The 14,237-nt window shown below is 38.4% G+C and carries 11 protein-coding genes; 10 read left to right on the top strand and 1 reads right to left on the bottom strand.

The features are described 5' to 3' along the window. The first annotated feature begins 13 nt into the window (after positions 1-13). From dnaE to NV349_RS16940, 7 genes are all read left to right on the top strand, one after another. On the top strand, positions 14-3,097 hold the full coding sequence (gene dnaE / locus NV349_RS16970) for a DNA polymerase III subunit alpha (RefSeq protein WP_271910705.1): 3,084 nt from the start codon (positions 14-16) through the stop codon (positions 3,095-3,097). A gap of 131 nt (positions 3,098-3,228) precedes the next feature. Beyond that, complete coding sequence (locus tag NV349_RS16965) at positions 3,229-3,870, top strand: FadR/GntR family transcriptional regulator (RefSeq protein ID WP_036118914.1); 642 nt, start codon at positions 3,229-3,231, stop codon at positions 3,868-3,870. Positions 3,871-3,894: 24 nt separating this feature from the next. Next, a complete protein-coding gene (gene accD / locus NV349_RS16960; protein WP_036118916.1) occupies positions 3,895-4,752 on the top strand; it encodes an acetyl-CoA carboxylase, carboxyltransferase subunit beta in 858 nt (285 codons plus the stop codon). Continuing rightward, positions 4,745-5,701 (top strand): acetyl-CoA carboxylase carboxyltransferase subunit alpha, encoded by a 957-nt coding sequence (locus NV349_RS16955; protein ID WP_036118918.1) that lies wholly within the window; start codon positions 4,745-4,747, stop codon positions 5,699-5,701. The genes accD and NV349_RS16955 overlap by 8 nt, the downstream gene beginning before the upstream one ends. A gap of 323 nt (positions 5,702-6,024) precedes the next feature. After that, the gene (pfkA, locus tag NV349_RS16950) at positions 6,025-6,984 is read left to right on the top strand and encodes a 6-phosphofructokinase (RefSeq protein WP_036118919.1); all 960 of its coding nucleotides are present in this window, start codon (positions 6,025-6,027) and stop codon (positions 6,982-6,984) included. A gap of 26 nt (positions 6,985-7,010) precedes the next feature. Further along, positions 7,011-8,771, top strand: a complete 1,761-nt coding sequence (gene pyk, locus NV349_RS16945) for a pyruvate kinase (RefSeq protein ID WP_271910704.1) — start codon at positions 7,011-7,013, stop codon at positions 8,769-8,771. A gap of 201 nt (positions 8,772-8,972) precedes the next feature. Next, complete coding sequence (locus NV349_RS16940; RefSeq protein WP_051891590.1) at positions 8,973-9,362, top strand: FxsA family protein; 390 nt, start codon at positions 8,973-8,975, stop codon at positions 9,360-9,362. Here the strand turns inward: NV349_RS16940 and NV349_RS16935 are convergent. Continuing rightward, complete coding sequence (locus tag NV349_RS16935; RefSeq protein WP_082673687.1) at positions 9,346-10,311, bottom strand: AI-2E family transporter; 966 nt, start codon at positions 10,309-10,311, stop codon at positions 9,346-9,348. The genes NV349_RS16940 and NV349_RS16935 overlap by 17 nt on opposite strands. Before the next feature lie 250 nt (positions 10,312-10,561). Here NV349_RS16935 and citZ point away from each other — a divergent pair, with 250 nt between their 5' ends. From citZ to mdh, 3 genes are all read left to right on the top strand, one after another. After that, positions 10,562-11,677, top strand: a complete 1,116-nt coding sequence (gene citZ, locus NV349_RS16930; RefSeq protein WP_036118926.1) for a citrate synthase — start codon at positions 10,562-10,564, stop codon at positions 11,675-11,677. 79 nt (positions 11,678-11,756) lie between these two features. Further along, complete coding sequence (gene icd, locus NV349_RS16925) at positions 11,757-13,019, top strand: NADP-dependent isocitrate dehydrogenase (protein ID WP_036118927.1); 1,263 nt, start codon at positions 11,757-11,759, stop codon at positions 13,017-13,019. A 179-nt stretch (positions 13,020-13,198) separates the two neighbouring features. Then, positions 13,199-14,137 (top strand): malate dehydrogenase, encoded by a 939-nt coding sequence (gene mdh / locus NV349_RS16920; RefSeq protein ID WP_036118928.1) that lies wholly within the window; start codon positions 13,199-13,201, stop codon positions 14,135-14,137. The last annotated feature ends 100 nt before the right edge of the window (positions 14,138-14,237 follow it).

Here is a 14,237-nt window from a genome sequence, read left to right as displayed (position 1 = left end):
GGAAGGGATTCATTTGACACATGTATATACGAAAATGTATACGAGCGCGGATTTATTGAAAAGCACAATTCGGCTTGAGCAATTGATTCCTTTTTTACAAGAGCAAAAGACACAGGCCTGTGCAATCGTTAATACGAAATTGTACGGGCTTTTGCCTTTTTGTAAAGCATTGCAGCAAGCAAGTATCCACGCTGTCATTGGGCTTTCCGTTAACGTACAGTGGCATGAGAAAACCATCCCTCTTGTTCTGTATGCACAAACGCAGGAGGGCTATCAACAGCTATTAAAGATTAGTAGTGCTATATCCATTAGACAAGACGAAGTGTTGCCTTGGAAGTGGCTTGAGGGATACGCAGCGGGTTGTATAGCTCTGCTTTCCACAAATGATTTTGCAGATTTAGAGGATTGGCATACTGCGGTCACTGCTTTAATTCAGCTATTTCAACAGCAATTATATGTGGGCATCGCTAGACCAGATGGAGTAAAAACAGCGAATGAAGAAGAAATAGTGATTTGGTGCGAAGAACAGTCTATTCCGCTTGTTGCCACTCAAAGCTGTTATTTTTTACGTCCAGAAGATCATTTTGCTTATGAAGTAGCAAGAGCAATTGATACAGGTGATAAGCTAGGAAACACTATGCTAACGGCCGATGTGCAAGGCTATTTTGCACCGACAGCAGATGAATGGCAAAATTGGTTTGCTGATCATCCACAGTGGCTTGAAGCAAGTGTACAAATGCTTGCTAGCTGTAAAGCTGTTGTACCTGAAATGTCTGTGCAAATGCCTAAATTTCCTGTACCTGTAGATGAAACAGCTGAAAGCTTGCTGATGAAGGAAGCATTTACAGGATTAGAAGAAAGATTTCAGCAAATGACGATACCTACAGCCTATCGGGAACGGCTACAATATGAGCTTGAAATTATTTGTTCCATGGGCTTTGCTGACTATTTTTTAGTTGTCGCGGATTTTATGCACTATGCGAAAGAAAATCGCATTTTGACTGGACCTGGTCGTGGTTCGTCCGCAGGTTCCCTTGTGGCATATAGCCTCGCCATTACACAAGTAGATCCACTTGCCTATGGTTTATTATTTGAACGTTTTTTAAACCCTGAAAGAATTACTTTACCTGATATTGATATTGATTTTGTTGATAGTAAAAGACATCAAGTGATTCAGTATGTTGCCCAAAAATATGGCAAAGCCAATGTTGCGCAAATTATTACATTTGGCACACTGTCTGCAAAGGCAGTTGCGAGGGATGTTGCAAGGGTTTTTGGTTTTGAGGCAGAGACATTAGAAAAAATTTCGAAGATGATTCCAAATAAGCCTGGTATTACATTGCAAAGAGCTATGGCAGAATCACATGACTTTCAAAACTGGCTTGCAGACAATGAAAAGCATCAGCGATGGTTCGAGGTAGCGCTAAAATTAGAAGGTCTGCCTAGAAATTCCTCTACACATGCAGCTGGTATTGTCATCGCCCCTTCGCCATTAGTGAATACGGTACCAATTGAAGAAGGGCATGATGGTATTTATAGTACGCAATGGCCGATGGGAGATATTGAAGCGTGCGGTCTCGTCAAAATGGATTTTTTAGGCTTGCGTAATCTCACCATTTTAGAGCAAATACGTTGGTCTATTTATAAAGTGGGAGGACCTTGGATAGAATTTGAACGAATCCCTATGCATGATGAAAAGACGTTTCAACTTTTACAAAAAGGGGATACGCTAGGGATTTTTCAATTAGAATCAGACGGAATGAAACAAGCTTTACGTGATATCCATCCTACGAACTTTTTAGATATTGTAGCTATAAATGCACTTTATCGTCCTGGTCCAATGGATTTTATTCCGGTCTATGCAAGAAGAAAAGCTGGCAAAGAAATGGTTACGATGCCCCATCCAGTGTTAGAGCCTATTTTACAAGAGACATTTGGTGTAATTGTCTATCAAGAGCAGATTATTAAAATTGCCTCAGTTCTCGCAGGATTTACAATGGGACAAGCCGATTTACTGCGCCGTGCAGTGAGTAAAAAAGATCGTCAAGTTTTAGAGGAGCAACGTGCTGCATTTATTCAAGGGGCATTACAGCAAGGCTTTGATCAGCAAGTAGCGGAAGAAGTCTATGAACTGATTGTGCGTTTTGCGGATTATGGTTTCCCTAAAAGTCATGCGGTTGCCTATAGTGTCATTTCTTATCAAATGGCCTATTTAAAGGCGCATTTCCCTCGAAGCTTTTATGCAGCGTTATTATCTAATGCAACAGGTAATGTCGATAAGATTCAACAACTTGTCCATGAGGCAAAGGATAAAGGCATCCCATTTTATCCACCTTCTTTAAAAAACAGTACAAAGTATTTTACAGTAGAAAATGAAGGTATTCGCTACAGCTTATCTGGCATCAAAGGTGTGCCCCATACTCTGATAGAAAAAGTGAATACGCTACGTCAAACAAGTCCAGAAGTACTGAATAATATGTTTGATTTTGCTGTTGCCTTAAGTGCACAGCATTTTAAAGCCAAAGTGATGGAAGCATTAATCTATGCTGGAGCGCTTGATTATCTTGAGAAGGACAGGGCTGTTCTTCTCATGACAGTAGACGCAGCCTTAAAACATGCGGAGTTATTAAGACCTACTGAAGATATAGATCTGGCATCAGCTATGACACTTAGTTTTGGTAAGCCAAAATATATGCAGGCAGAAGAGATGTCTCAAAAGGAAAAATTAGTACATGAGAAGGAAAGCTTAGGTTTTTATATTTCTACCCATCCAGTAGCACAAGAAAGACTACACTGGCATGATGTCAATAGTACTTGTCGCGAGTTAAAGCAACTTCGTGACGGTAGTTATGTAAAAATGATTGGTATGATTGAAGAAGTGAAAAAAATTCGTACAAAAAAAGGGGAGCAAATGGCCTTCGTTCAGCTACAGGATGAGTATGGAGCTGTTTCGATTACATTATTCCCTCAAGTTTTTCAACTTGTCCAAGATTTATTGTTAGAGGATGAAATGCTAGTAATTGATGGTGTGTTGGAGAGGCGTTTTGGTAAGCTACAAATCAAAGTAAAACATGCACAAGCGACAAAAAAGATATGAAATGAAACAAGAATATAGAAACTGCATAAATTTTATGCAGTTTTTCCTTTACTTTTGAACGGTTCTTTTGTAAGCTAGAATCAACGTTAAAAAGTGGTCAGACCACTTTTTTGATAAGGGGAGTTAGTCGTATGGATAAAAAAACCGAACAAAAAAAAGTGTTTTTAGAAATCGTCCAACAACTACGTCAACTCATTAAAATGGAAAAAATCCAAGCAGGTGAAAAACTACCCTCCGAACGAGTTCTATCAGAGCGTCTAGGTGTCGGGCGATCCTCTGTGAGAGAGGCTTTGCGAAGCTTAGAATTGCTAGGGCTTATTGAAACAAGACACGGTGGTGGTACTTTTCTTGCGTCCACACATAAGCATCAGCTCGTAGAAATACTGTCGATGTTTATATTAGAAGATGAAAAATCGAAGAAAGATGTCGCATTAACGCGACAAATTCATGAAATGGAAGCAATCCGCGTAATAAGTTGTACAGAGATTCTTCGCACACTACCTGTGTGGGATAGTTTTTTTGTGAAACTAGAAATAGAGGGAGCGGTTAATTGTCGAGATATTTTACGAGAGTTATTGATTACGACAGGGAATCGTCTTTCTTTAAAAATCTGGTTTCAATTAGCAGCTTATGATGGCGACCGTTTAAATCGAAACTCAACAGAAGATGAAAAATTAATCATTCAAACGATGTTAAAATCGATGCAGCTTGGGTACGAAAAAGAAGCATTGAAAGCTTATGAACAGTGGATGAGTACTGTACAAAGCATTTAGCTAACAACAAAGGGGGAGTCGAACATGGCAATACGCAGCTTATTTAGTGGTAATCGAAAAAAGAAAGAGGACGGACAAGAAAAGACATTTCCAGAAGGGTTAATGACGAAATGTCCTGAATGTCGTCACATTCAACTGACAAAGGAATTAGAAAAAAACGATAAAGTATGTACAAAATGTAGTCACCATTTCAAAATGACAGCACAAGAGCGTGTGGACTATTTTTTAGATGAAGGCTCATTCGAATCAATGGATGATCATTTACAAACAAGTAATCCCCTTAATTTCCCAGCCTATGTAGAAAAAATTTCAGCCGACCAAGAGAAAACAGGTTTAAATGAGGCTGTCCTAACGGGTGTCGGAACGTTAGATGGCGAAGAAATCGTCGTAGCAATTATGGATTCTCATTTCCGCATGGGTTCAATGGGCTCCGTTGTGGGTGAAAAAATCACGCGAGCAATAGAAAAGGCAACAGCATTAGGTGTGCCATTTATCATCTTTACTGCTAGTGGTGGTGCTCGTATGCAAGAGGGCGTATTGTCATTAATGCAGATGGCTAAAACAAGTGTGGCTTTAAAGCGTCACAGTGATCATGGTTTATTGTTCATTTCTATTTTAACGCATCCAACAACGGGTGGAGTTTCCGCAAGCTTTGCTTCTGTTGGTGATATAAATATTGCCGAGCCACAAGCATTAATTGGCTTTGCAGGTCGTCGTGTTATTGAAGAAACAGTAAGAGAAAAATTGCCAAGCGATTTCCAAACAGCAGAATTTTTATTAGAGCATGGTCAGCTTGATGCTATCTTCCCTCGCAAGGATTTACGTAAGCAAGTTTCATTACTTGTAAAAATGCATACGAAAGGTGGCGTCCAACATGCCTAAAAATTTAGCATTTGAAGAACCAGTCGTACAATTACGAGAGAAAATTGATGAATTAAAAACAATTGCTGCTGAAGCAGATGTAGATATGTCAGGAGAAATCGAAAAGCTTGAAACACGTTTATCGCAATTAGAGCAATCGATTTATGCCAATATGAAGCCTTGGGATCGTGTGCAGGTAGCAAGACACCCAGAAAGACCAACAACTTTACAATATATTGAAGCGATGTGTGAAGACTTTATTGAACTGCATGGTGACCGTACGTTTGGTGACGATGCAGCTATTCTAGGTGGGATTGCCATTTTTGAAGGGCAGCCAGTAACGATTATTGGTCATCAGCGTGGTAAATCGACAAAAGAAAATATACGCCGTAATTTTGGTATGCCGCATCCAGAGGGCTATCGTAAAGCGCTACGTTTGATGAAGCAAGCTGAAAAATTTAAGCGACCGATTATTTGTTTTATTGATACAAAAGGTGCTTACCCAGGTAAAGCTGCTGAAGAACGAGGACAAAGTGAAGCAATTGCTAGAAATCTTGTTGAAATGGCAGGCTTAACTGTACCTGTTATTAGTATCGTCATTGGTGAAGGAGGAAGTGGTGGTGCACTAGCACTAGGTGTAGCAAACCGTGTCTTTATGCTAGAGAACTCAACATATTCCGTTATTTCTCCTGAAGGCGCAGCTTCAATTCTATGGCGTGATGGTAGCCTTGCTAAGCAAGCGGCAGAAGCTATGCGCATTACAGCACCAGATTTAAAAGAACTTGGTGTAATAGATGGCATTATCCCTGAAATAATCGGTGGTGCCCATCGCAATGTGGCAAAACAGGCTCTTTCTATTAAAGAATGCATTAGCGACACACTTCATACATTAAATTCTCTAAATGGAGAACAATTAATTGAAGATCGTTATGAAAAATTCAAAAAAATAGGACAATATACAGAAGCGTAAACATAGTTGTTCATAACAAATGAATGCTCTTATCTGATCGTGTATAAAAAATCTAAGCGTATAAATTTGCTCGTAAAGAGACAAAATTTGTATCTTAACATATTAAAAGGCTATAAAAATTAAAGAAGATAATAGCGCATGATAAACGCCAGACTTCTTGAAGAAATGTTAGATTTAGGATGTTTTGGAATGGAAAGAGTGTGTGAAAGCGCATTCTTTTCATTTTTTATGTAAAAGTTATGTTTTTGTATCCTCAGAGCCCTTACATAGTTTGTTTTTTCATGTTAATGTGAATAATAATAGTAACTGCAGGAGGTTCGACAATGAAAAAAATTGCTGTATTAACTAGTGGTGGAGATGCGCCTGGAATGAACGCGGCTATTCGAGCGGTCGTTCGTAAGGCAGCGTTTCATGGGATTGATGTTGTCGGAATTAAGCATGGTTATGAAGGCTTAATAAAAGGATATATGGAAGAACTTGATTTAGGTGCAGTTGGTGGTATTATTCAGCGTGGTGGTACGCATTTAAATTCGGCCAGATGTCCAGAGTTTAAAGAGGATGCTATCCAACAACAAGGTATTGACAATTTAAGAGCTGCTGGAATTGAAGGACTTGTTGTCATTGGTGGTGACGGGTCTTATCGAGGTGCAATGGATTTAGTAAAAAAAGGTTTCCCTGTTGTAGGGGTGCCAGGAACAATCGACAACGATATTCCAGGAACGGAATATACAATCGGTTTTGATACGGCTCTTAATACAGTCGTAGAATCCATCGATAAAATCCGAGATACAGCTACATCTCATGAAAATTCTTTCATTGTTGAGGTCATGGGGCGTGATGCAGGTGATATCGCCTTGTGGGCAGGCCTTGCTGCTGGTGCTGAAACAGTGTTAATTCCAGAGGAAGATTATAATTTAGATGATATTGTAGCACGCTTAGACCGTGGAGCTGCACGTGGTAAAAAACATAGCATTATTATTGTAGCAGAAGGGGTCATGTCTGGCAGTGAGCTGGCAAAGTTGTTAAATGAAAAAACAGGAAAAGAAACACGCGTTTCAGTGCTAGGTCATATTCAACGAGGCGGTTCACCGACCGCACGAGATCGAGTATTGGCAAGTCAATTTGGTGCACATGCAGTTGAATTGCTAATGGAAGGCAAGGCTGGTCGAGCAGTAGGTATTCGTAATCACCAAGTCATTGATTATGATATGCCAGAAGCTTTTGAAAAAAATCATGAGGCAGATGTAAGCCTTTATACACTAATGAAAGAACTATCAATATAATTTGTTATAAAACGGAGTGGGCAAAAATGAGAAAAACAAAAATCGTATGTACAATCGGACCTGCAAGTGAGTCGGCAGAAACTTTAGAAAAATTAATGGAAGCAGGTATGAATGTAGCCCGCTTGAATTTTTCACACGGATCTCATGAAGAACATGCAGGGCGTATTCAATTAATTCGTGAAGTGGCACAAAAGTTAAACAAACCAGTAGGAATTTTACTTGATACAAAAGGACCTGAAATTCGTACACATAATATGAAAAATGGTGAGCTACATTTAGCAGCAGGCCAAGTGATTGATATTTCAATGACTGAAGTAGAAGGTACTGAGACAAGCTTCTCTGTCACATATGAGCGTTTAATTGAAGATGTTGAGCAAAACTCAATTATTTTACTTGATGATGGTCTTATTCAGTTACGCGTATTAGCAACTGATCTGGAAAAAGGTTTAATTCATACGATTGTTGAAAATGCTGGCGTCCTAAAAAATAAAAAAGGTGTAAATGTACCAGGTGTTTCTGTACAGCTACCAGGGATCACAGAAAAAGACGCGCAAGATATTCTATTCGGTATTGAGCAAGGTGTAGACTTTATTGCTGCTTCATTTGTTCGTCGTGCAAAGGATGTGCTTGAAATCCGTGAATTGCTTGAACAAAATGGTGGTAGTCATATTCAAATTATCCCGAAAATCGAGAACCAAGAGGGTGTCGATAATATCGACGAAATCATCCTAGTATCTGATGGATTAATGGTTGCTCGTGGAGATCTTGGTGTTGAAATTCCAGCAGAAGAAGTACCACTTGTTCAAAAGAAATTGATTTTAAAATGTAATCAAGTAGGTAAACCAGTTATTACGGCAACACAAATGTTAGATTCTATGCAGCGTAACCCACGTCCAACACGTGCAGAAGCAAGTGATGTAGCGAACGCAATCATCGATGGAACAGATGCCATCATGCTATCAGGTGAAACTGCTGCGGGTCTTTATCCAGTAGAATCAGTTCAAACAATGAATAAAATTGCACAGCATACTGAAAATTCTTTAGACTATCGAAAAATTGTTTCTGCCCGTAGTCGTGAAAAAGAAGCGAATATGACGGAGGCTATCTCTCAAGCAGTAGCATATACATCTATCAATTTAGGGGTAAAAGCCGTATTAGCACCAACTGAAAGTGGTAATACAGCAAGAATGATCGCCAAGTATCGACCAGGTGTGCAAATTGTTGCAGTGACAGGCTCTCCAAATACAGCCAATACTTTAACATTAGTATGGGGTGTGTATCCAATTGTTTGTCAACGAGTGACAACAACAGATGAAATTTTAGAGCTAGCTGTAGATGAAAGCTTGAAACATGGTTTCGTTACGCACGGAGATGCTGTTGTCATTACAGCAGGTGTGCCAGTAGGTGAAGCAGGTACAACAAACTTAATGAAAGTACACATTATCGGAGATTTACTAGCTCGTGGTCAAGGGATTGGCAAAGCCTCTGTTGTAGGGAAGACAGTCGTTGCCAAAAATGCTGCTGAGGCACTTGCTTACGATACAGAAGGATGCATCCTTGTAACAGTTGGATCTGATCGAGATATGATGCCAGCTATAGAAAATTGTATTGGTCTGATTACTGAAGAAGGTGGTCTAACGAGTCATGCAGCAGTTGTTGGTCTAAGCCTTGGTATTCCAGTAATTGTGGGCGTAAAAGAAGCCACAACATTAATACGTCATGATCAAGAGATTACAATGGACGCTGAAACAGGAGTTATTTACAAAGGACATGCGAGTGTTCTTTAACAAGTAACGAAAAGCTCTAGTGCGATTTTTTGTACTAGAGCTTTTAAATAAGGTTGTACACATTTTGTGGTAACTTCTTTTCTCTATCAATACTAAGGAATAGACATTCTCTTTGAATGAGGGTATTCATTTTTTTATGAAACTAAATGGGCTATAATAACGTATAAAAGGTATAGCTTTTCATGTAGAAAGGAGAAAAATATGCGTAAAATTTTTCTTGGTTTCGTTGTCTACGCTTTAGCCGAATTGGCGTTATTAATAGTCATTGGACAAAATATTGGTGTTTTAAGTACTTTATTGCTCATTATTGCAACGAGCGTTATTGGCATTTATGTCATGAAGAATAAGGGTATGAATTCTGTCCAAAATGTAAAAAATACGTTGGCACGCGGAGAGGCACCAGGTGCTGCTTTAGTGGATGCATTATTAACGTTTAGTGGTGGTTTGCTTTTAGCATTACCAGGATTTTTAACAGATCTGATTGGTCTACTATTGCTCATGCCATTTTCTCGAAAAATGTTCCAACCAGTTGTCTATTACTGGATGCGTAAAAAAATGAAAAAAGGCCAATTCATTATCGTTCAAAGATAGAGTTTTCCTTTAGCTTTACTGCTAAAAATAAAAAGATAGGGCTAAGCAAGATCCCATAAAAGCCAAACAATAGAATAGAGGCAGCACTGATAAAAAATGTATGGAATGTACGTAATTGTAGCGTATTGGACCAAAGCATTGAATCAGCTAGCTGCCTTGTTAATTGAACAAATAAATACAGTAGTAAAATGGCTACACATAAAAAGGTGTTGCCGTTGAAATAAAAATAAATGCTCATTGGTACAAGAAAAACACCGATTCCGAAAAATGGTAATACATCTGCAAATGCTACAATAAAAGCTTTAATGATGGCTTGTTCAAACTGGAGGATCATAAACCCTGCACAAAGAATTAGTAGGGTAATGGTGAATAATTGAAACTCCACGAATAAGAAGTAATGAAAGAGTTGCATGATTTTTGCAAAATGAGATTGCCACTCATGGCGATATTTCTTAGGGACATATTGAAAAAACCAATAGCGTGATTTCCGTGTTTCTAATAAAGCGAAATAATAAGCGACTAAAAAAATAAACACCTCGATAACATGCTTCATTAATACTTGGAAAAGATCTGCTGTGTAAATGATGATAGAATCAAATATGGACAGTGACTTTTCTTTTAATACTTGTACAAACATGGATTCATATTCACTAAAAAGCGGGAAATTTTGTAATGTCTCTCGAATTTCTGGAAAGATAACAATGATACTGTTAATGGATATGACGACAAGAAGAAAAATACAAGTTAATATGAGTACTTCCACAATAATTGCTGCGATCCAATAGGCAATCCTACAATATTTATGTAAGAAATTTATAACAGGATACGTCGAAAAGGATAAAAAAATTGCAAGTGAAACAGGTAATACAAACCAAAGTATTACTAAATAAAAAATAAAAAGTAAAACACTTGTAGTTCTTTCATATGAAAAATACTTTAAATTCCTCATTTTTACAAATTCACCTCAAATCAATTGATAATACGATTGTCAAAATATACAAAAAAATCTCTTTGGAACAAATATATAGTCGTTCGGACGTCTTTTTCTTTATTTGGAGGATTTTCATTCACAAAGCTGTCAAAAATGATTATAATAGCAATGTAAGCGATTTACTTAATGGTTCATATGAGCAAAAACCGTAAATGCAACAAAAAAAACGCATTTATAACAAAGTTTAAATATGAGGGAGCGATAATTTATGTCAGCAACTAAAGGTTTAGAAGGTATCGTAGCAGCGGAATCTAAAATCAGTTCAATTATCGATGACACACTTACATATGTTGGTTACAACATTGATGATTTAGCAGAAAATGCGTCATTCGAAGAGGTAATTTACTTGTTATGGCATACTCGTTTACCAAAAGAGGACGAGCTAGCTGAATTAAAACAACAATTGGCAGACAATATGTCAATTCCGCAAGCGATTGTCGACCAATTCAAAACATACCCACTTTCAACTGTACATCCAATGGCTGCATTGCGTACTGCAGTATCTTTACTTGGTGTATTCGATGAAGAAGCGGATGTTATGGATCCAGAAGCAAACTACCGTAAAGCAATTCGTCTACAAGCTAAAATTGCTACAGCAGTAACTGCATTTGCACGTGTTCGTAAAGGTTTAGAGCCAGTTGAGCCAAAACCTGAATTAGGATATGCTGCAAACTTCTTATACATGCTAAAAGGCGAAGAGCCAGCAGCTATTGAAATTGAAGCATTTGACAAAGCATTAGTATTACATGCTGACCATGAATTAAACGCATCTACATTTACAGCACGTGTATGTGTAGCTACTTTATCAGACGTTTATTCAGGTGTAACAGCAGCAATCGGTGCATTAAAAGGACCACTTCATGGTGGAGCAAATGAGCAAGTGATGAAAATGTTATCTGAAATCGGCTCACTTGAAAATGTTGAATCTTACATTCAAAATAAATTAGACAACAAAGAAAAAATCATGGGCTTCGGTCACCGCGTATATCGTAAAGGCGACCCTCGTGCACCACATTTACGTGTAATGTCTAAAAAATTAACTGAGCTAACTGGTAAACCAGAGCTATATGAGATGTCAGTTAAAATCCATGACATGATCGTGGAACAAAAGAAATTACCTGCAAACGTAGATTTCTTCTCTGCGTCAGTGTATGATTCTTTAGGTATTGATCATGACCTGTTCACACCAATTTTCGCAGTATCTCGTACTTCAGGTTGGGTGGCACACATCCTTGAGCAATATGCAAACAACCGCCTAATCCGTCCACGTGCTGAATATGTTGGACCAGGCATGCAAAAATATATTCCAATCAGCGAGCGCTAATTTGGAAAATATGCTAGAATGTTTGGGACTGTGTTATCACTAACACAGTCCTATGATTATGAATTTAGGAGGCAACAGAATGTCAAACAAAATTGTAGTTGAAAATGGCGTACTTAATGTACCAAATAATCCAGTAATTCCTTTCATCGAAGGTGATGGAATTGGTCCAGATATCTGGGCAGCAGCATCACGCGTAATCGACGCAGCTGTAGAAAAAGCTTATAACGGTGAAAAGAAAATCGAATGGTTAGAAGTTTTAGCTGGTGAAAAAGCATTTAACCAAACTGGTGAATGGTTACCACAAGAAACTTTAGACAAAATTAACGAATACTTAATTGCAATCAAAGGTCCTCTTACTACACCAATCGGTGGTGGTATCCGCTCTCTAAACGTAGCATTACGTCAACAACTTGACTTATATGTATGCTTACGTCCAGTACGTCACTTTGATGGAGTGCCTTCTCCAGTTAAACGCCCAGAAGACGTTGACATGGTTATCTTCCGCGAAAACACAGAAGACATCTATGCTGGTATTGAATTCGAATCTGGCTCTGAACAAGCTCAAAAAATCATCAACTTCCTACAAACTGAATTTGGTGTAAACCAAATCCGTTTCCCAGAAACTTCTGGTATTGGTGTAAAACCTGTATCTAAAGAAGGTACTGAGCGTTTAGTACGTTCTGCTATCGAATATGCAATTAAACATAAACGCCCATCTGTTACTTTAGTTCATAAAGGTAACATCATGAAATTCACTGAAGGTGGATTCAAAAAATGGGGTTATGAATTAGCTGAAAAAGAATTTGCTGATCAAACATTCACTTGGAATCAATATGATGCAATCAAAGCTGAACAAGGTGAAGAAGCAGCAAACAAAGCGCAAGCTGACGCTTTAGCAGCTGGTAAAATCTTAGTGAAAGATTCTATCGCTGATATCTTCTTACAACAAATTTTAACTCGTCCAACTGAGTTCGATGTAGTAGCTACAATGAACTTAAACGGTGACTATATTTCTGATGCTCTAGCTGCACAAGTTGGTGGTATCGGTATCGCTCCAGGCGCGAACATCAACTATGTAACTGGACATGCAATCTTCGAAGCTACTCACGGCACAGCTCCAAAATATGCTGGCCAAGATAAAGTAAACCCATCATCAGTTTTACTTTCAGGTGTATTAATGCTTGAACACTTAGGATGGCAAGAAGCTGCTGACATGATCACTAAATCTGTTGAGAAAACAATTTCTTCTAAAGTTGTAACTTATGACTTCGCACGTTTAATGGACGGCGCTACAGAAGTGAAATGTTCAGAATTCGCGAACGAGTTAATCAAAAACCTATAATTTTCTATTCTAAAATAGGAATTATCACTAAAGCGGATAGTTTATTCTGCCGATATAATTAGGGTGAAAGTAAATTTAAATTGAATATTTACGATAAACTTGTTTAAACGAGGGAGTGAGATGTATGTCTCCTCCCTCTTTTAAAATATATAACCTAATTTTAAAGGAGCGTATTCAAAATGTCTCTGAAACGTAAAAAAATCTCAGTAATCGGTGGCGGCTTTACAGGCGCTACGGCAGCATTTTTAGCAGCTCAGAAAGAACTTGGTGATGTCGTATTAGTGGATATTCCACAAGCAGAAAATCCAACAAAGGGAAAGGCACTAGATATGTGGGAAGCAGCACCAATACAAGGGTTTGATTCTTATGTACAAGGCACTTCCAATTATGCAGATACGGCTGATTCGGATGTAGTCATCATTACTGCTGGTGTTGCGCGTAAACCAGGTATGAGTCGTGATGATCTCGTTCAAATCAATCAAGGTGTCATGAAAACTGTTTCAAAAGAAATTGCTACGCATTCACCAAATGCTACAATCCTTGTACTGACAAATCCAGTTGATGCCATGACTTATACAGTATACAAAGAAACTGGCTTCCCGAAAAATCGTGTTATCGGTCAATCGGGTGTTCTTGATACAGCTCGTTTCTGTGCATTTGTAGCACAAGAGCTCAATATTTCAGTGAAAGACATTACTGGCTTTGTATTGGGTGGTCATGGTGACACAATGGTGCCATTAACACGCTATTCATTTGCAGGTGGCATTCCGTTAGAAACATTAATTTCTGCCGAACGTTTGGAAGAGATTGTTGATCGTACACGCAATGGTGGAGCAGAAATTGTCAACTTACTTGGCAATGGTTCTGCCTATTATGCGCCAGCTGCGGCACTGATTGAAATGGCTGAAGCCATTATTAAAGATCAGAAACGTATTTTGCCATCTATCGCTTATTTAGAAGGTGAATATGGCTACCATGATTTATACTTAGGCGTTCCTACTTTACTTGGAGCCAATGGTATTGAAAAAATCTTTGAGCTTGAGTTAACGGACAAAGAAAAGGCAGCTTTAGACCAATCGGCAGATGCAGTCCGTAATGTGATGAAAATTTTAGTGTAAATGAATAATGCATCAGCGTTATTAAACAGATTTTTTCGAGCTTACTCGAAAACGAGCAGGATAATTCCTGCTCGTTTTTTATGTTCAAGTGTTAGGAAGC

It is taken from the genome of Lysinibacillus sp. OF-1 (genome assembly GCF_028356935.1).
In the GTDB taxonomy this organism is placed as follows: Bacteria; Bacillota; Bacilli; order Bacillales_A; family Planococcaceae; genus Lysinibacillus; species Lysinibacillus fusiformis_D.
This window is presented reverse-complemented; position numbering and strand designations above follow the sequence as displayed.